Here is a 20,517-nt window from a genome sequence, read left to right on the forward strand (position 1 = left end):
AGTTAATATAAAAAAGTAGTCCCAGAGGGACTACTACTTAATCTCCTACTCCAAAATCTGTATTGTTAATCAATACCTCGATCTTAGGATTATTTATTAAAAACTTATATTTTTCACTAAACCAAGCAACTAATTTTTCATCTCTTTTCACTTTAGATGAATTATTAATAAAAACATTAATAGTTGCATGTTCAAAATAATCTTGTATAATTTCCATATCTTTATCAATCATTTCTTTGGTTTGACCTTTTATTCCTACCATAATACATGGAGAATCAAAATATTTTTTCAACTCTTCAACAGTCTCAAATTTTGCATTTTTATTAAGATATACATTTCTAAAGTTATTATCAAAAGTCTCCACGCCTATCTTAAATGTTATAGGAATTTCAAAGAAATCTCTCATTTGTTGAATTTTATTTTTGTATACCCAATGACTTTCTAAAAACAATCTTTCAATTTTCTTTTCTTTGATTATTTCCTTTATTTTAAGTAAAGTATCCTTAGGAATTTCAAAGCAACTTCCGGAATTTATTACTTCCAATACTTTATATTTGCCAGTAACATTTTCTAATACTTCAAAATTAAGTTTATTTATCTCTTCTTCATCTTTAGAATTATCTAATATATAATCACAAAAGCTACATTTTCCCCATTTACACGGAAAAGCTTTAAGTAGCACTATTTCACGCTGATTTTTATTTATTACTTCACTATATCTATCCATGTTGTTCATTCACCTTCTGTTTAAATGATAATTTGTAACTTTTAGGTAAAGCTGCTACACCTAAAGCTACTAAAACTACAGCTAAAAATTTATCTGCATAATCTGTACATACTTGAGTTATAAATACACTAACTACCATTGGCACATTAAAATGACTTAATATTTGTACTATATAAGAAGAACCAGAAGATGTGACTCCTCCAAATAAAAATGCTGCTATTACTGCACTTATAATACTTGTTGGTAACGTAAATATAAATACTCCAAATGGTGTTTTCTTTCCACTCAAAAATCCTTTTTCATACATTAATCCTGCTAAAATCCCTGTACTTATTTGTACTGGAGCAAAATACAATGAATACGGATCAAAAGTCATTCCACTTACTAAACTACCACATACCCCCGTCATAACTGCAAATTTAGGTCCTAGTAAACAAGCCACTAATATTGTCCCTATGGAGTCTAAATAAATAGGTAATCTTAATGTTAATGCTATTAATGCTCCTATTATATTTAAAGAAATCCCCATTGCCATCAAAGTCAAATTTCTTGTATTCATACTCTTATTCATTTTATATTACCCCCTGGATTGTATCTATTTCATCTTCATACCCTTTAAATATTCTTTTTAAGAACATTTTCATAAAAGCTTTTTCATCTACTTCTGTTAAAACATAAGCATTTGGATCATTTTGGTAAAAGTTAAATGAGTCTACTATAGATTGACCCATTGCCACTCCATCATGAGCTACTTCTACATAAGAATCAAAGCCTTTACATAAATTTCTATCAATGAAATATGCCACTGCAAGAGGATCATTAATTACACATCCTATTATGTGCTCTTGTTCCCAATGAAAATCTATATAAAATCTTGTTATTTCACTTATAAATTTTGATTTTTCCTTATCAAGTCTATTTATAAACTCGATAATATTTGGTGTTAAAACTATTCTTCTAGTTACATCTAGTCCTACCATATGAATTTTTTTAGGTAAATTTTTGTAAACATAATCAGCTGCATGAGGATCTACCCAATAATTAAACTCTGCAACTGGCGAACAGTTTCCATGTATCCTAAAGGCTCCACCCATAGATACAAATTCGTCTAAATTATTGAAAACTTCTTTACTCTTTATTAAAGCTTTTGCAATATTAGTCATTGGCCCTAAAGCTATTATAGATACTTTTTCATTGTTTTTTAAGGTATCAATAATAAAGTCTACTCCACCGTCTAATATTTCCTTGTTTACATCTTCATAGAAATTCTCTCCTATACCATCTTCTCCATGAGTATCTTGCGCTGTTACAAGGTCTCTTTTCAGTGGGAATCTTTCTCCCATATAAACTGGTATATCAAGTCTTTTTGATATTTGAAGTGCTTTTGAAGCATTTTTTGCTCCAATATCTGCTGGAACATTGCCACTGCAGATTGTAAGTCCTACAACTTCTAACTCCTTGGAATTTAACGCTAGAAGTATTGCCAGGCAATCGTCTATACCTGGGTCACAATCAATTATTACTTTTCTTTTTTCCATATTTTATCTCCTCCCAATCTTTCTAAAGGAGATCCTATACGCTTTTTTGCACAAAAAAAGCCGTATCTAAGGATTAACTTAAATACTGCCACTAAATAAGCTAACCTAGTTTTTTATACTTGGAGGATCTCGAACAAGTCCTAGATTATTTTTATAACCTAGTATTTTCAATTGTTTTATTATTATAAAACCACAATTGTCTAGTCTTTTAAAGTTATCCACAACTAAACAATTAATATTTTATCACAATTATATGTTTAATCCAATAATTTTATTATTATATTTAATAGAGTAATATTTTTGATGTACTTTTTCATAACAAGACCTATAAGTGAAACATTCTAAAACTTGCTTTAGATATTTTCCGAAGTGATTTAGTTTTGTGCAAGTGATATAGACTGCTTCTATTGTTTTGAAGAAGTAGTCTATTTTTTATAAATTTACATAAAAAAATTATTGTAATACTTTGTATTTTTGCAATCTTTGTGATGGTAGGTTGTAATTTTTATGAAAAACCAGTGTTACACGGTTATTATTCAAGTAAATCTATAGGCAGGTATACTATTGAACTTTCATTCTAGTAAGATGACAAAACATTTGTTAAGTATATTTACAACAGAGAGGTTGATAAAGGTATATATTAAAATTCAGATGACAATCAATAAAGATAAAATTTGTAAACAAAACACCACAATATTTCTGACAACAATTTGATGATGTAGAAGAATATAAAAAATTATGTAACTAATTAAAATTTGGTATTAAGGTAAATAAAGTATAGGTTTTATTAAATTTAACAGAAGAAAATAGTTTAAAATGGGGATTTTGAATGAGAATAAAGAAGAAAATTTTAGGTGCATATCTTTCACTAGGGGTAGTTCACAATAAAGAGCTACTTTAATTCTTAAAGTAGCTCTTGTAGTTCGATGGATTTTAGTCTCTAAAACCTTTACTACAATTACAGCAAGAAAAACAACGACCACATCTACGACACCTTAGCCTTCTTAAAAATCTTCTACCGCAGACAGGACATGTAAAAAATAGTATTGATTTAAAACACCTACTCATTAAACCACCTCTTTATAAAAAATTAAGCTTAAATTCACATTTAAACTTACTGTAAGATATGCATAAAATGTATTTTTGTGAGTTTTTTCAATGAAAAATGTATAAGTTAAAATACTGTTATATAGACCTGAATATTAAATAAGTGGATGGTAGTTCACGAATAATTGCATTGATTGGTTTAATTGCATTTTTAGTATTAGTAATAAAAATAATATTCAATTTTTGTAGGTGATGAAAATGGAAACACATAAAATAAATGTAACTATTACTAATTTTAGTTAATATTACATTTTAATACGGGCAATATTATAACATAAAAAAAGAAAGGTATAATCCCTTTCTTTTACTTGTTTAGACATAAACAATAAAATTGTTTATTTTAGGTTTGCTGGTCCAAATCCTAATGGTAATATTTCTTCCAGTGTATATTCTATATAATCATCAAGATTGTTTCTATCTTTCGCTAAGTAAATTTTAAATTCTTTTGGTTTACAAAATTCCATCATTACCTGTCTGCATACTCCACATGGTGAACAATATTCTCCTACTTCACCTGCTTTGCCTCCTACTATGGCAATTGCATCAAATTCTTTTTGTCCCTCTGATACTGCTTTAAAGAAAGCTGTTCTTTCAGCACAATTTGTTGGAGTATATGATGCATTTTCAATGTTACAACCTTGATATATTTTTCCATTCTTCCCAAGCAAAGCTGCTCCCACATTAAAATTAGAATATGGTGCATAGCTCATCTCTTGTGCTTCAAAAGCATTTTTTATTAATAATTGTATATTATTCATAAATTTTTAATATCCTTTCCAATTTAATACTTTAATATATTTAGTATGTGCATACAAATATATAAAGGATAATTATTATAACATCTATAAATGAAAAAGTATATATATTTTTGAAACTTATTTATAACTCTTATCTACTAATTATAATATATATATCATCATTATTTTATACAATTAATTTTATGATTTTATCTATTTTTTTTCCAAGGCCATCCCAAGTTTTGTTTGTCATATTTATCTCAGGTTTTTTTTCATCTTTTCTAATTACATTTATTAAACTTTCCATATTTCTCGCAATATTTTCTTCAAATTTTGATAAATCATCTTTTAATGGAGTAGTGCAATTTATCATCCTCGGCATTGTCAAATATAATATATTGCCAGAATTATTTATTTCATCTCCAATAAAATCCTCCAACCCATTAATTTTACTAACTATTACTTTACACCCACATGATAAAGCTTCCAGTGCAACTATAGGAAGTCCTTCATAAAATGAGGGCAATATAAAAATATGACTTTTATTAAATAACTCTGATAGCTCTATATGATTTAATCTTCCTTTAAAATTAACTTTGTATCTAGATTTTTTTGATATCTCTATTATTTTATCAATCTCTTCTTTATCACTTCCACTACCTGCTATATTTACAATTATGTCTTCTTTGTTATAGTTTAAAAGATTAAGACTATTTAATAAAGACTTTATTCCCTTGCTCTCACAAATTTTACCTGCATAAGTTATATTAATTTCTTTACCTGTTTTGTAGTTTTTATTATAAAAAACTTTATCGTCATAACCACTACCTATAACAGTAACCTTATCATCTTCAAAATTAAAAGTCTTAATTATATCTTCTTTTTGATCCTTATGTAAAGCAAAAATATAGTCCAACTTATTTATATTTGAAATAATATAATCCTTTTTTAAATCAATATTTTTCAATTGTCTAAGACAAGTTCCATGGCAAATTCCAATTACTTTAATATCTTTTACTTTTTCTATTACTAAACTAGTAATTAGATATAAATGATTACATATAATAATATCTGGCTTAAAATCCTTTATTGCCATATTTAAAATACTTAAAAACTCTTCTTTAATTTTATTTATCATATCTTCAGTAAGCTCTTTATATTTTGTACTTTCATAGGGTATAATATCGCTCATACCTATTACTGAAAAAGGTAATTGAGGAGTATTATAAGTCATTGGATAAAATTTTATATTGTCATTAAAATAAGTTTTTTCATCTTTTATATCTATGCCTGCTATTATACCTTGCTCATGACCTAATTTATGTAAACTTTCAATTACTCCATTCATATACACTCCACTACCTGTACTGTTTGGTTTTTGAGCTGTAATGTGTAGTATTCTCATATCGTCCATCCTTTTTATTTTTTTATAATATGTAAGTAGACACAGGATGAATCATCACTTTCTTTAAATCTTGGAAATATCATGCCATCATTATCTTCTTTTTCCAATTTTCTAATTTTATCTTTAATATACTCAATCCCTTTATGTTGTCCTATTTTTATCATTTCATTTTCTTTAAAAATATTATACCTATCCCAGGCACAAGAAAATCCATCGCTACTCATCATAATTTTTACCTCGTCTTCTACATCCATATAACCATGTATAGATTTTTCAACAGCTTCCTTGTTAAATTCCAATATCCAATATCCTTTTTCATTATTTTTTTTAAGTCTATTTTCTATTATGAGAGGAAGTAAAATATTCTTTTTTTCCAATATAGTTAAATTCCCTCTTTTATTTAACTTTTCCATCCTTGAAAATACTTTTTCATCAAGTCTACAAACACGGTCATCCTTGATTATTATATTTTCATTTAATTTATTTAAAAATAAAGTACAATCTCCAATAAGAAGATACTCTAGTTTATCTTCATAAAGTTTTATCATTATAGCAGAAGCTGAAGGCACATCTAGATTTTCTATTTTTAGCCCATTTAATTTTAATAAATATTCTTTTTTTACATTTTCTAATCCTTCTAGTACTATTTCTTTCAGTGTTTTATCTTTCCCTATATTCTCTTGTAAGTATTTATTCCACCAAGATACGTACCACTTAGCATCACTTTCTTTAGATATTAAATTTTTATTATTTAATCCTGTGGCTCCATCTAATACCCACGCACCTTTATTACATAATCCCACCATATCTTCATTGTAAATTCCACTACCTTTATCACAAAGTAGCTCAAATTCCTTAATACCTATTTCCATAGTCTCCTCCAAATTATGATATAAATATTTATCTGTAAATATTATTGTATAGTAAATATAAATTATTACAAATATTTATTAGTAAGAAAAATTTACTACTCTTAAAAAGCTGTACCATCAGTTTGATGATACAGCTTTTTATTATATAGATTCAATAATTTTATTTTTTAATGTGAAAGTTATGTTTGTACCAACACCTTTTTCACTATCTATTATCATTTTACCACCATGTAATTTTACTATCTCATTACTTATGGCAAGGCCAAGTCCACTACCTGATTTATTGAAATCTTCTTGGAAAAACTTATCTAAAACTTTGGTTAAGTTTTCTTTATTAATACCAACACCATTGTCAGTAACAGTAAATGTTGTAAATTCTTCTCCTTGCGATACAACTACTACAACATATCCACCCTCTGCAGTAAACTTGATGGCATTTTGAACTAAGTTAATTAAGACTTGTCTAAGTCTATTTTTATCGCCTTGAATGTCAAGAATTTCTTCTGTTTTAAATTCTGTAAGAAGTGTAATATTTTTTTCATTTGCCTTAACTGCCAACTGAGTTACTACACCTTTTGCCAATTTAGTTACATCTACCATATCAATTTGAAGTCTTATTCTGTCTGAAGATAAACGAGAGAAATCTAGTAAATCTTCTACTAAAGATATCATTCTTTCAGTTTCATCTTGTATTATTCCAAGACCTAAATCTAACTCTTCTTTACCTATACCCTCATAAGCTAAAGTTTCACTCCATCCTTTTATAGATGTTAAAGGTGTTCTAAGCTCATGAGATACAGAAGATATAAACTCTTCTTTTAGTTTTCTACTCTTATCAATTTCCACAGCCATATGCTCAAATGTTTGAACAAGATCTGCTATTTCATCATCATGCAATTGTTCTTTTTTCAGTTTGATATTGTAATTTCCTTGAGCTAATTCATTAGCAAACTGTTTTAAGTTTTTAAGTGGCTTAATTAAAGATTCTGCAAATCTTAAACTAAGCAAGAATGCAATAAGCAAAATAATCACACCTGCAACAATAAAGAAGAAAACAAGTTTAATTATGGTATTATCAATATTTCTTAAAGATAAACTATACCTAACAACACCTTCTATTTGGTTATTAACTTTAAGTGGTACAGATATACTCATTACATGTTCATTTGTTCCTACAATATTGTATGCATAAGGTGCTAAATCACTACTTCCTTTTAATGCCTTATTTACATCTTCATATTCATACTTTTCATTAGTTTTTATTCCATATTTATCTAATATTACATTTTTATTTTTATCTATAAATTCAATAGAAAAATTTGTATTACTATTTACTTTTCCCTTTTCAAAAATATTGGAAACTTTATTTTCAAAACTAGTAGACTCCATTCCTATCCCATCGTATATATCCGTAGTATAGTTTGCTTGAGAAATCAAGGATTGTTTAGCTGAGTTGTAATAATAGTTTTGAAGATAAAACATAAATAGCCCTTCAAATAATGCTACTGTTATAATTATCATTATAAAATAATACTTTATGACTCTTTTTCTCAGACCTTCTAAATGTAGCACCTATTATTCATCCTTTCTAAAACAATATCCATAACCCCAAACTGTTTGGATGTACTTAGGTTTTGATGGATCATCTTCTATTTTATTTCTAATTCTTCTTATGTTAACATCGACTATCTTAAAATCGTATAAGTAATTACTTCCCCATACCTCATTTAATATTTGATCTCTACTTAATGATTTTTTAGCATTTACCATTAAGTATTTCACTATAGAGAATTCTGTAGGTGTTAATTCAATTTCTAATCCATTTTTATATAATTTTCTTTTGTCTATGTTTAATACAAAAGGATCAGATATTATTTCATTGCTCTTAAGCTTATTATCGTCTTTTTTAACTCTTCTTATAAGAGCTGATACCCTTACTAGCAATTCTTTTATGCTAAATGGTTTTACAATATAATCATCAGCTCCAGATATAAATCCTTCTAATTTATCTTCTTCTTGGCCTTTTGCAGTTAGCATAATAACTCCAATTTGGTCAAATTGTTGTCTTATAAATTTACATACATCTATTCCACTCATATCAGGTAACATTACATCAAGTAGCGCTATTGATATGTCTGGGTGATTTGAAAGTTGCTCGATAGCTTCTGACCCACTACCAGCTTCAATTATTTCATATCCTTCTCTTTTTAAATTTATACTTACAAAACTTCTTATGCCTATTTCATCTTCTAAGACTAATATTTTTTCCTTCATTTTTTAATAATTCCTCCCAAAATTTCTATTTCTATTCATAAATTATAGAAAAATATTCCTTCATATTTTCCAATGTTAAGTCATATTTTTTAAAAGTATCTTTATTATTAACTACTAATTGGTAATAGTTATTGTCTGTTTCAGCCAAGATACTATCCATCTTAGGATTTGATTTAGTATCCTCAACTAAGTTTTTAGCAGATATACCTATTTGGAACAATTCTAAAGGCTCTTTACTACTCTTATCATAGTAATAGAAAATATAATATGGTGTATCACCTGCTATGCTCTTTTGAATATATAGTTTATTTGCAAGATTATCAGGTACTAAAAATTTAAAATTATTCTTATAGTTATAATAAACTTGGCTTATAAATATTGTATCTGCATCTTTACCAGTTTTATTATTCCACTTTCTCCAACTCACAAGGGCTGATGGCTTACCATTTGATCCAAAACTTTCAATCATATTATTATTTAGTACTGGTATATCTAAAATTCCATCACTATTTTCATCTCTTACAGGCACATAGTAAGAATTGAATATAAGATTATCATCATTAAATACTTTTTTAAGTTTACTATCTTTCATAAATAATATTTGAGTTGCATAACCATTTTCTTTTAAAGTAGGCATACTTAATATTACACCTTTTTTATTATTGTAGACTTTTCCAATTACTAAGTATAAATCATTTAAGTTTTTCACATTAGGTATTTTAATGGCATTAGTTGCAGATAACTCATTATTATTTGAATAATTTAACATAGTTGCATACATTTCACCACTACTGCTATCATAATTCATCATTAAAATATCTAGTTTTAAGTCATTATCTATAAATCCTACTTTTATTTTCATCTGAGAATATTTTTTATAATCTTCTAACCAAGTTGGTTTTATTTTGGAAATTCTCGTGACTTTATTGTCTTTTATACTATATACATTCATAGTGGTCACTGACTTGTTTTTTATAAGTAATATAACCTCATCACTTCCATCATTATTTAAATCATAGAAGTTTGCATACTCTATTTCCTCACCTTCTTCAAGATAACTATCTTCTAATGTATATCCTTCATCATTTTTGGAAATAAGTACAAAACCAACCTTATTTATTTTCAAATTTACATCTTGTTTTTTTTGAAATGCAATTATATTTGAGTCTACTTCATTTATTTGCCCAACCTCACCTGAGTTATCCGGTAAAACTAACGTGGTTCCATCTAAGGATTTGTTTATAAAGGTGTATAATTCGTTATTTCCTTTATCGTAAATAATATTATCATCAAGTAGGTTTTCAGGTAAATCACTACTTGTATCACAGCCTGTTGTCATTATACATATAACAAATACTAAGGCTGCTATTTTTAGTAACTTCATATATTCCCTCCTATTTATATTTGTCAGCAAAGAAGTTCTTAAAATTATTTATCCTTTTTTCTTCTTGTTTTATTTTTTCTTCACATAAACCAGACCTTCCTAGTCTATCGGCCAGAGAAAGTAGGCTTATTTCTTCATAATCAGAATCATTAATTATTTCTTTTTCTTTAAAATATGGTAGCTTTTTATCGTAGAATAGTGGTTGCATGTGGTGCTTTACTAAAATACATACTTCATTAATAAACTTTTCATCTTCTATCACTTGATGTAAAAATTGTCTAGATAGTATTTCTCCTTGTAAATCATGTCCATAAGCGGTTATTTTATTTTTTCTTTTTTTTGTGGTTGTTAATTTCCCTAAATCATGTAGTAATGCAGCCCACATAAATACTCTTTTATTTTTAGATTTATCTTTTAAATAACTTGCTTTGTCAATTACTAATAAAGTATGATTTAACACATTTCCCTCAGGATGATGAGTTAAATTTTGTTCTATATCTTCTAAGTTTTTAATTTTAATAAAGGGTTTTTGATCAAACTCACCTTCATCAATTAACTTTCTAATTTCCACTGATGGTTTATCACTACTTTGCAATATATCATCCACTTTTAAAAATATTTCTTTACAAGTCATAATAATCACTCTTTCTACTTTATTATACATGAAATTTTTCAAAATAAAAGATTACTTCCTTAAGTAAATCTTATTATATTCTAACATAAGATTGTTCTTTTATTTATATTTTCTTTTTTTCTTAAGATTTCTTATTATTATCTATTATGTATTTATACAAAAAAAATATAAAGCTAAATCTAAAGATATATAGTAAAATAAAAATATACCTTTAGGATTTAGCTTTTATAGTATTTTATTTAGTTTTTAGGAAACTTGTCATCTGACCAAATTATATCTTCAAATTTATATTCATTTAATTTTGCTTCCTCAACTTCGATCTGAGGATTTTCATCAATAGGTTCTTCATATTCTTCCATACTTCTAAAAACATTACCTTCTACAATTTCGTCTTCCTCGTTATTAACCTCTTCTACTTCAATAGTTTCTACTGATTTAGTTTTTACATCATCTTCTTTTCTTGATTTTTTAGATGATTTTTTACTTTTATCTTCTTTAGTAGGCTTACTATCTTTTTTCGACGTCTTCTTATTTGGTTTATTTGATTTACTTGATTTGCTTGTGTTATCTTCACTTGGTTGTTTTTTGGAACTCTTTTTGGATGATTTGTTTGATTCCTTTTTAGCTTTTTTAGATTTTGTTGATTTTGCTGATTTGCTATCTTTAGGTTGAGCTTCAACTTCCGGTTTATCTTTTTTACTTTCCACATCTATAATTTCTTTTGGCTCATCATTATCACTTTTATGTTTTTTATTTAAAGCTTTTCCTTTTTTATTTTTATCTTCATCAGAAGTAGATTTTTTCTTAGCTCCTAAGTTAAAATTAATTGCTTTCTTTTTCTTTCTTGTTGGTTCTTCTTTTACAATATCTTCATTATTTGGTTTATTTTCATCTACTAAATCATTTAATATTACTTCATTGTAATCTTCCACATATGAAGAATTTTTCTTATTATTTCTTGGTTCTTTGTGTTTTGCATTTCTTCTAAGGTTATTTTTTGTATTAAACAAGTTTACACCCCCTTAAGCCTACTTATTATAATATATATTCAGTTTAAGGGAATATATTTAACTTTTTATAAATTATTTATTATTTTTAGGTGGTCTTGGTCCTATATATTGATATAAATTACTTTTTAACATACCGTTATATAACTTTCTTCTTCTACTTGCCTCTCCGCCAAATTCATTTTCAAAATCTTCGTAAGAAGTAATAAGATAGTACGACCAATTTTTAAGTTTTCTAAATGTATATCCTAATTGCTTATAAAGCATCTTAACTGTATCTGTATCTTCTAATCTTTCTCCATATGGTGGGTTAGTTACTATAAATCCATATTCTTCATCACTAGTAAACTCAGTAGCATCGCCATAATTAAATTCTATATAATCTGCTACACCTGCTATTTCTGCATTTTCTCTAGCTATTTCTAAGGCTTCTTCGTCTATATCGTAACCATATATTTTAAACTCTATATCTTCGTTTACCTGAGCATAGGCTTCTCTTCTTACATCCCACCAGATTTTTTTGTCCATAGTTCTCCATGACTCAGAAATAAACTCTCTGTTAATCCCTGGAGCCATATTAATTCCCTTCATAGCCGCTTCTATTAAAAGAGTTCCAGAACCACACATTGGATCAACTAAAGTTCTTCCCGGTCTCCAAGGAACAAGTTCCATTATAGCAGAAGCTAAAGTTTCTCTAATTGGTGCCTTATTTGCTCTTTCTCTATATCCTCTTTTATGAAGAGCCGTTCCTGATGTATCTATTGTTAATGTTACTTTATCCTTATGTATAAATACAAATATAGGGTACTTTTCTTTATCTTCTTTTAGTAGTCCTGTTTCTAAATAGCTTTTCTTTAAACTTTCAACTACAGCTTTTTTTACTATAGATTGTATATCTGGTGTTGAGTATAATTTTGATTTTATTGAAGATGCCTTTGATATAGGAAACTGTGCACCAAAAGGTATATATTTTGCCCAATTTATTTTCTTTGTTCCTTCAAATAATTCATCAAAGCTTTTAGCATCAAATTCTGCCACCTTAAGATGGACTCTTTCTGCACATCTTAAATAAATATTTGATTTAGCAATACCCGCTTCATCAGTTTTATATGTAATCCTTCCATCTTCTGTTTTAATTATTTCATAACCTAAATTTTGTATTTCTCTACTTAACATTTTTTCCACACCAAAAAAACATGGCGCTACTAAAGTATATTCTTTTTTCATTTGTTCCTCCTGTTCTTAATTCATACTTCCCATTTTGTAACCACTTAAATCTAAGGTAACGTATTTAAAACCTATTTCTTTAAATTTTAGATTTACTTTATTTATCATCTCGTCATCGTAAAATTTGCAAATTTCTTTTTTATCAACTTCTATTCTTGCAATATTGTCATGCACTCTTACTCTATACTGACTAAAATTATTATCTTGTAAAAAGTTTTCTCCTTCTTCTATCATTCTAAGCTTTTCTTTAGTTATTTTATTCCCTACTGGTATTCTAGTAGCCAAGCAAGAAAAAGAAGGTTTTTTATATGTGGCAACATTTAATTCTTTTGATAAAATTCTAATTTCTTCTTTGCTTAATTTAGCATTTTTTAAAGGACTTATTATGTTTAATTCATCTAAAGCCTTTAGGCCAGGTCTATAGTCATCTAAATCACTTAAATTAGTTCCATCAAGTATATATTTAATATTATGTTCACTTGCTATTTCTTTTATTTTACTAAATACAAATTTCTTACAATGATAACATCTTAAAGGTCCATTTTCTATAAATTCTTGCGAATCTAGATTATCAATATTGCAAAGAATATGATTAACCCCATATTCTTTCGCATAATTTACAGATTCTTCAATTTCCCTACTTGAATGCATCATAGCACTAATAGTAATAGCCACAACATTTTCTCCAAGTACATCCTTTGCAACTTTTAATAAAAAATTGCTATCTACGCCTCCTGAATATGCTATTGCTACTTTTTTCATTTCTTTTAAATCATTAGTTAATAAATTTAATTTATCATTTAATATTTTATCCATATGTTTTATCCCACCCACTTAAAATAATTTATCTACTCTAGTATATATAAAGATTTTTAATAAATCAAATTTTAAATTTTGCTTTGATAAATGACCTATTTCTATATTCATATTCTAAGGGAACTTTAACCATACATTGATCCATGCATACTCTACCCACGACCTCTAATATTTCTCCTTTTATAGAAACCTTCGGATTATGTTGAGTCCTATTAAATCCGTCTGCATATCCTATGGAAATTGTCCCTATCTTGCTCTTTTCTCTTGTTTTATAAATATGACCATAACTGATACCTATATTTTCGTCTAATATTTTGATATTAGTTACAACTGATTTTAATTTTAAATATGGTTTTAATTCTATATCCTTATTTACTTCATCTGATGGATAATATCCATATAATATGATACCTATTCTAACCATATTAAATAAATCTTCATTTAAATCAATTATGGCTGCACTATTTGCAACATGTTTTATTGGTATATTAATATTTAAAGTAGTTAGTTCTTCAATTACTCTTTTATATCTGTTTAATTGAACTAATGTAGTTGTTTTATCTTTCTCATCTGCCTTTGCAAAGTGAGTAAAAATACCTTCTATATATATGTTTTTTAAATTGTTTATCTCTTCAATAGATTTTTTAGCTTCTTCTGCCAAAAAACCTAATCTGCTCATTCCTGTATCAATCTTTATATGTACCTTAGCTTTTTTATTTAATTTTTTTCCTATTTCATCTATTTTTTTAGCATATTCCAAGTTATATACTGTAATGGAGATATCTTTTTCTATTGCTTCTTTTATCATATGTATATCTATATATCCTAAACATAAAATAGGCAAATTTATATCATTATTTCTAAGTTCTAATCCTTCTTCTATTCTAGCCACTGCAAAAAAATCTATATTCTTATGTTCCAAGTATTTAGAAACCTTCACAGAACCACACCCATATGCATTTGCTTTTACCACACAACATATTTTCATTTTTTCTTTCAAACTATTCTTTATTTCTTTTCAAACTATTCTTTATTTCTTTTAAATTGTAGCCTATGCTATCTAAGTTAATTTCGGCCCAGGTTCCTGATTTGATTACCATATTTACCTCCTCAAATCTTTTGGTATGGTTTTATTATATAATTTCATATTTTTTTTTACAATAAATATAATGTTTATTTAAATTCAACAGTGTTATATCTTCTCTAAAAGTTTATTATTCTGTTGATTTTTCAAGGAAAATTATTTTTTAATTTTCTTATATTTATGTAACATTCAGCACTTTAAAATTCAATATTTATACTTTTGAAAATTTTATCGAATTTTATATAAAAAAGTATTGTTATATTTAAAAGAAAATTATATAATGATACAGGATTATTTGAAGAAATGCTTTTCAAGTAAAAGCATAATAGTAAACTTACTTAAAAAATGAATATTGAAAGGAAAATGTAATAATGAGTCAAAAATTACAAAAAAACTTAGGACTTGCTGCTGCATTATCTACAGTTGTAGGTATGGTGATTGGTGGTGGAGTATTCTTTAAACCACAAGCGGTTTACACTTTAACAGGAGGGGCACCAGGTCTTGGAATATTAGCTTGGTTTTTAGCTGGTATACTTACAATTACTGCTGGTTTAACTGCTGCTGAGGTTTCTGCTGCTATTCCTAGAACTGGTGGTATGATGGTTTACATCGAGGAAATTTATGGTAAAAAATCAGGAATGTTAACAGGTTGGATGCAATCAGCATTATTCTTCCCTGCTACAATTGCTGCATTAGCAGTTATGTTTGGTAACCAAACTTGTATATTGCTTGGATTAAATGAAAATATTGCTATTCCAATATCAATTGCTACGGTATTATTAATAAGTATATTAAACACATTTGGAAGTAAGACTTCTGGAACTATACAAACGGTTGCAACCATAGCTAAATTAATTCCACTTGCTATAATAATAGTATTTGGTTTCATTAAAGGTGGTGGAGGTAATCCTATAATTACTCCACTAGTTGCTGAGGGTGTATCTCCTGCATCAGTAATAGGACAAGTATTGATAGCTATATTATTTGCTTATGATGGATGGATTAATGTTGGCGCTATAGCTGGTGAAATGAAAGACCCAGGGAAAGATTTGCCAAAGGCAATCGTTGGTGGTTTATCAGTAACTATGGCTGTTTATATAGTAATAAACATAGCTTATTTATGGGTACTACCAGCTGATCAAATATCTCAATTTGCTAACCCAGCTTCTGCTGTTGCTCAAGTATTATTTGGAGAAGTAGGTGGTAAAGTTGTTACTGCTGGCATATTAATTTCAGTATTTGGATGTATGAATGGTTATTTATTAACTGGTCCAAGAGTTCTTTATACTTTAGGAACACAAAAATCATTACCAGGATACAAAGTTGTTGGTGCTTTAAATAAAAATAATGTTCCTGCTAAAGCAACATTAATAATGGGTGTTTTATCTTCATTATATGCATTATCTGGACAATTTAACTTATTAAGTGACCTATCAATGTTCGCTGTATGGTCATTCTATGTATTAACTTTCATAGGTGTTATAATCCTAAGAAAGAAACAACCAGATTTACACAGACCATATAAAGTTCCTATGTATCCATTTATACCAATGGTAGCTATAGCTGGTGGATTATTTGTTGTATTAAATCAATTATTATTTGCTGGTATGACAAATACTATAATTTCACTTGGTGGAGTTCTAGTTACTTTAGTTGGTTTACCTCTTTACAACATAGCTCAAAAGCAAGTTGCTAAAGAAAACAACAATTATGACTTAAATAAAGTTGCATAATAAAAATAAAAGAGCTTTCTTCATACTTATTGAAGAAGCTCTTTTTTAATATAATAAACAAATTTTAATTTTTCATAAATACATAAAAAATATCCTTTTACAAATATTAATATATAATTTATGAATTAAATTTTAATAATATTACAAATTAACATTTTTGTTGAATTTATAATTTTCATTTAGAAAATATGTTTGAAAGGAAATTTAGATTATGAGCCAAAAATTACAAAAAAATTTAGGTCTTACTGCTGCTTTATCTACAGTTATTGGTATGGTTATTGGTGGTGGAGTATTTTTCAAACCCCAAGCAGTTTACACTTTAACTGGTGGAGAGCCTGGGCTTGGTATGATTGCTTGGGTAGTAGCTGGAGTTATAACAATAACCGCCGGTTTAACTGCTGCAGAAGTTTCTGCTGCCATTCCCAAAACAGGCGGCATGATGGTTTATATTGAAGAGATTTATGGTAAAAAGTTGGGTGTTCTAACAGGATGGATGCAGTGCGCTTTATTTTTCCCTGCTACTGTAGCTGCACTGGCAGTTATGTTTGGTAACCAAAGTGCAAAACTAATAGGAAACGAAAATTTAATAGTCCCCATAACTTTAGGTGTTATTTTACTTATTAGTATTTTAAATACCCTAAGTTCTAAAACAACTGGTCTTATTCAAACAATAGCTACCATTTGTAAGTTAATCCCTCTTATCTTAATAATAATCTTTGGTTTTATAAGAGGTAATGGCAATAATCCTATAACTTCTCCTTTAGTAGGCCCTGGCGTATCTACTGTCTCTATTATAGGCCAATTATTAATCGCAATATTATTTGCTTATGATGGATGGATTAATGTTGGCGCTATAGCCGGAGAAATGAAAAATCCTGGCAAAGATTTACCAAAAGCGATCATTGGTGGTTTAGCTTTTGTTATGGTTGTTTATATCATAATAAATGTTGCTTACTTATGGGTTTTACCAGCCAGCGAGTTAGCGAATTTTGATTCACCAGCTTCTGCAGTAGCAGAAGTAATATTTGGCCCTATTGGTGGAAAACTTATAACTACAGGAATTCTAATTTCTGTATTTGGTTGTATTAATGGTTATTTATTAACTGCACCTAGAGTTCTTTACACTTTAGGTCAACAAAAATCCATCCCAGGTTATAAATATTATGGTCCATTAAATAAAAGCGGAGTCCCTGGAAATGCAACTATAGTAATGGGTATTTTATCTGCCATTTATGCTTTATCTGGTCAATTTAACTTATTAACTGACTTATCCATGTTTGCAATTTGGTCTTTCTACGTATTAACATTTATAGGTGTAATTTTACTTAGACAAAGACAACCTGAATTAAATAGACCATATAAAGTTCCTTTATATCCAGTAATACCAATAATAGCTATTGCTGGAGGATTATTTGTTGTAATAAATCAATTATTATTTGCCGGCATGGAAAATACCCTAATATCTTTAGGTGGTGTAATTGTCACTTTAATCGGACTTCCTCTTTACTCGTTAGCACAAAAACAAGCAAATAATGATAATAATAAAGCTGCTTAAATTAAAAATATAAAAATAGCATGATAAATATGTATTTATCATGCTATTTTACATTAAATTACTTCTTTTTTTTCATATAAAAATCTCGTAATAAAGTATGATATAAGCAATATTAATATTGTTAATATTGCACTAAAAAGATTAATATTTATTTCACTTAATTTGTTAAGTATTTTTATAACTGTTTGCATATCATCAACAGCTAAAGATGGTATCATCACAATAATCATAAATATAAATATCATTGCCATTCTACCTTTTTTCATTCCAAAATATAATAAAACTGGAATTAGTACTGATACTAAAGTAACTGCGCTTATTATGCCAATATATAAAATTATTTTATAATCAATTCCACTTAAATCAACTACATTTACTTTATTAGATATAAAAAATATCAAAGAACATAATATACTTGCTACAACAATAGTTATTATACAGAAAATATATCTAGAAATAACATATTCATTCTTTGTAACAGGTAAGTGCGAAATCATATAATCTATTCCATATGAATCTTCGTATGCCATAGTTTGATATGCTATAACATAAGTCATCATTCCCATTAACATTGTTGAAAAACTGGGATTTATTAGTGATGCAATACTAAATGCAACTAAAATAAATAAAGCCATTTTCTTTACTGAGAGAAAATTATTAAAACTTAAATTCACTAAATTCATTATATTTCTCATTACTTATTCCCCCTTGTATAATAAGTTAAAATATCTTCCAAGTTAGGTTTATCATAAACCACTTCTTCACCAAATAGCTCATAAGCTTTTTCTTTATTTTTTACTAATCCTTCAAATCCAAAAGTATTCTTATTTACCGATATAAATATATCTTCTGTATCTTTTTGTAATAGTTCATTTTTACCTTTTACTATAATATGATCTTGTAAAATACTATCTTTATCATCAGCTAAGAAAATTTTTCCCTTATAAATAAAAACTAAGTAATCTCCTATTTTATCCAAGTCACTAGTTATATGTGTTGAGAAAAATACTGTAGCATTGTCTTCCTCAATTCTTTCTTGTAACATTTCTAGTACTTCATTTCTAACTAAAGGATCCAGATTCGCTGTAGGCTCATCCATTATAATTATTTTAGGACGATGAGATAATGTCATTACTATATCAAATTTTTTTTGTTGACCTTTAGATAATTCTCTATAAATTTTATTTTCATTTAATTCAAATTCTTTCATATATTTTTTATAAAGTTTTTCATCCCAGTCTCTGTAAAATAAACAAAGGGATTTTTTTATCCTACTTAATTTTGATTCTTGTAAATATCCATTAAATTCCCCCACATATCCTATTTGCTCTTTTAAAGATAAATCATCACCTTCATATTCTTGGTTAAATAGTTTAACAATCCCACTGTCTCTTCTCAACATACTAAGTATTAGTTTTATTGTGGTTGTTTTCCCAGATCCATTTGGTCCGATAAATCCTGTAACAAAGCCTTGTGGTATTTTTAAATCTTCTATTTTTAAAGAAAAATTATCAAAATCTTTTCTCAAACTATTAATTTCAATTGCATTCATTTTTTAAACCTCCTCATAAATACTTTTAATAATCTCTATAAAATCTTCCTCATTTATTCCCATCTTTTTAGCGCCTAGAATTATTTCCTCTAGCTTACTTTCCATCTCAAATAATGCGGCCTCTTTTAATCTTTCTGTACTTTGACTACATACATAACTACCTTTGCCTGCAACAGTTTGTATGTATCCTTCTTTTTCTAATTCTTCATAAGCCCTTTTTGTAGTAATTATACTTACCTTTAGTTCTTTAGCTAGAGATCTTATGGATGGTAGTAATTCCTCACTACGTAAGTCTCCACTTAGAATCTGTGACTTAATTTGATTTTGAATTTGTTCATAAAGTGGCACTGCTGAAGAGTTACTTATAATTATATTCAACTGCTATTACCTCCTTTCATACATAAGGTATGTATATAAGTGTTTATATTTGTTTATAGCTGTATATATATCATATATACATATATTAACTATTTTGTTACACCTTGTCAACTAAAAAAATCTCCTTTGAAATTAATCAAAGGAGATTTCTAATTATAATAAATTTTCTTTATATTCATTTTCTTTAAAACCAATTAAGACTTTTTTATTATCTACTAATAAAGGTCTTTTTATAAGTTTTCCGTCACTTACAAGTATTTCAAGCATTTCATCTTCACTTGCTGTCTTTAATACTTCTTTAAGTCCTAATTCTCTATATTTTACCCCACTTGTATTAAAAAATTTCTTCAATTCATGTCCACTTTCTTCATAAATTTTTTTCATTTCTTCTTTTGTCGGTGGTGTATCTACTAAATCTATTTCTTCAAAGTTTATATTATTTTCCTTAAGCCAATTCTTGGCTTTTCTTGCTGTAGATCATTTTTTG

General features: G+C 27.5%; 19 protein-coding genes and 1 pseudogene. 2 read left to right on the forward strand and 18 right to left on the reverse strand.

The genetic code is table 11. The annotated features are described in order from the left end of the window. Window positions 1–37: 37 nt before the first annotated feature. From K0039_RS01855 to alr, 14 genes are all read right to left on the reverse strand, one after another. The gene (locus K0039_RS01855; protein ID WP_228103361.1) at window positions 38–727 is read right to left on the reverse strand and encodes a radical SAM protein; all 690 of its coding nucleotides are present in this window, start codon (window positions 725–727) and stop codon (window positions 38–40) included. Next, window positions 720–1,298, reverse strand: coding sequence for an ECF transporter S component (locus K0039_RS01860; protein ID WP_228103362.1), 579 nt, complete (start codon window positions 1,296–1,298; stop codon window positions 720–722). Before K0039_RS01860 ends, K0039_RS01855 begins: the two co-directional genes overlap by 8 nt. A gap of 1 nt (window position 1,299) precedes the next feature. Further along, window positions 1,300–2,265: a nucleoside hydrolase gene (locus K0039_RS01865; protein WP_228103363.1), complete on the reverse strand. Its 966-nt coding sequence runs from the start codon at window positions 2,263–2,265 to the stop codon at window positions 1,300–1,302. Window positions 2,266–3,707: 1,442 nt separating this feature from the next. Beyond that, on the reverse strand, window positions 3,708–4,130 hold the full coding sequence (locus K0039_RS01870; protein ID WP_228103364.1) for a cytidine deaminase: 423 nt from the start codon (window positions 4,128–4,130) through the stop codon (window positions 3,708–3,710). A gap of 166 nt (window positions 4,131–4,296) precedes the next feature. Beyond that, window positions 4,297–5,514 (reverse strand): glycosyltransferase family 4 protein, encoded by a 1,218-nt coding sequence (locus K0039_RS01875; RefSeq protein WP_228103365.1) that lies wholly within the window; start codon window positions 5,512–5,514, stop codon window positions 4,297–4,299. Window positions 5,515–5,528: 14 nt separating this feature from the next. After that, window positions 5,529–6,386 carry a hypothetical protein gene (locus tag K0039_RS01880; protein WP_228103366.1) on the reverse strand — a complete coding sequence of 286 codons (858 nt, stop codon included), beginning with the start codon at window positions 6,384–6,386 and terminating at the stop codon, window positions 5,529–5,531. 141 nt (window positions 6,387–6,527) lie between these two features. Then, window positions 6,528–7,958, reverse strand: coding sequence for an ATP-binding protein (locus tag K0039_RS01885; protein WP_228103367.1), 1,431 nt, complete (start codon window positions 7,956–7,958; stop codon window positions 6,528–6,530). Between the two features lie 3 nt (window positions 7,959–7,961). After that, on the reverse strand, window positions 7,962–8,660 hold the full coding sequence (gene walR / locus K0039_RS01890; RefSeq protein WP_228103368.1) for a cell wall metabolism DNA-binding response regulator WalR: 699 nt from the start codon (window positions 8,658–8,660) through the stop codon (window positions 7,962–7,964). Window positions 8,661–8,691: 31 nt separating this feature from the next. Beyond that, window positions 8,692–10,044 (reverse strand): hypothetical protein, encoded by a 1,353-nt coding sequence (locus K0039_RS01895; RefSeq protein WP_228103369.1) that lies wholly within the window; start codon window positions 10,042–10,044, stop codon window positions 8,692–8,694. A gap of 10 nt (window positions 10,045–10,054) precedes the next feature. Further along, on the reverse strand, window positions 10,055–10,720 hold the full coding sequence (locus tag K0039_RS01900; protein ID WP_228103370.1) for an HD domain-containing protein: 666 nt from the start codon (window positions 10,718–10,720) through the stop codon (window positions 10,055–10,057). Window positions 10,721–10,917: 197 nt separating this feature from the next. Further along, window positions 10,918–11,688, reverse strand: a complete 771-nt coding sequence (locus K0039_RS01905) for a hypothetical protein (protein WP_228103371.1) — start codon at window positions 11,686–11,688, stop codon at window positions 10,918–10,920. Between the two features lie 72 nt (window positions 11,689–11,760). After that, a complete protein-coding gene (locus tag K0039_RS01910) occupies window positions 11,761–12,912 on the reverse strand; it encodes a THUMP domain-containing class I SAM-dependent RNA methyltransferase (protein WP_228103372.1) in 1,152 nt (383 codons plus the stop codon). 15 nt (window positions 12,913–12,927) lie between these two features. After that, window positions 12,928–13,728, reverse strand: a complete 801-nt coding sequence (gene larE / locus K0039_RS01915; RefSeq protein ID WP_228103373.1) for an ATP-dependent sacrificial sulfur transferase LarE — start codon at window positions 13,726–13,728, stop codon at window positions 12,928–12,930. A gap of 64 nt (window positions 13,729–13,792) precedes the next feature. Beyond that, on the reverse strand, window positions 13,793–14,716 hold the full coding sequence (alr, locus tag K0039_RS01920) for an alanine racemase (protein WP_265589384.1): 924 nt from the start codon (window positions 14,714–14,716) through the stop codon (window positions 13,793–13,795). Window positions 14,717–15,183: 467 nt separating this feature from the next. Between alr and K0039_RS01925 the strand changes: the two genes are divergently transcribed. Then, window positions 15,184–16,545, forward strand: coding sequence for an APC family permease (locus tag K0039_RS01925; protein WP_228103375.1), 1,362 nt, complete (start codon window positions 15,184–15,186; stop codon window positions 16,543–16,545). Window positions 16,546–16,756: 211 nt separating this feature from the next. Further along, complete coding sequence (locus K0039_RS01930) at window positions 16,757–18,100, forward strand: APC family permease (RefSeq protein WP_228103376.1); 1,344 nt, start codon at window positions 16,757–16,759, stop codon at window positions 18,098–18,100. A 53-nt stretch (window positions 18,101–18,153) separates the two neighbouring features. Here K0039_RS01930 and K0039_RS01935 read toward each other — a convergent pair whose 3' ends face one another. From K0039_RS01935 to K0039_RS01950, 4 genes and pseudogenes are all read right to left on the reverse strand, one after another. Beyond that, a complete protein-coding gene (locus K0039_RS01935; protein WP_228103377.1) occupies window positions 18,154–18,795 on the reverse strand; it encodes an ABC-2 transporter permease in 642 nt (213 codons plus the stop codon). Beyond that, window positions 18,795–19,652 carry an ABC transporter ATP-binding protein gene (locus tag K0039_RS01940; RefSeq protein WP_228103378.1) on the reverse strand — a complete coding sequence of 286 codons (858 nt, stop codon included), beginning with the start codon at window positions 19,650–19,652 and terminating at the stop codon, window positions 18,795–18,797. The genes K0039_RS01935 and K0039_RS01940 overlap by 1 nt, the downstream gene beginning before the upstream one ends. A gap of 3 nt (window positions 19,653–19,655) precedes the next feature. Beyond that, window positions 19,656–20,030, reverse strand: a complete 375-nt coding sequence (locus K0039_RS01945; protein ID WP_228103379.1) for a GntR family transcriptional regulator — start codon at window positions 20,028–20,030, stop codon at window positions 19,656–19,658. A 153-nt stretch (window positions 20,031–20,183) separates the two neighbouring features. After that, a pseudogene (locus tag K0039_RS01950) lies at window positions 20,184–20,495 on the reverse strand (Spx/MgsR family RNA polymerase-binding regulatory protein); the annotation flags it as partial. Window positions 20,496–20,517: the final 22 nt, after the last annotated feature.

This window comes from Terrisporobacter mayombei (genome assembly GCF_020748465.1).
GTDB lineage: Bacteria > Bacillota > Clostridia > Peptostreptococcales > Peptostreptococcaceae > Terrisporobacter > Terrisporobacter mayombei.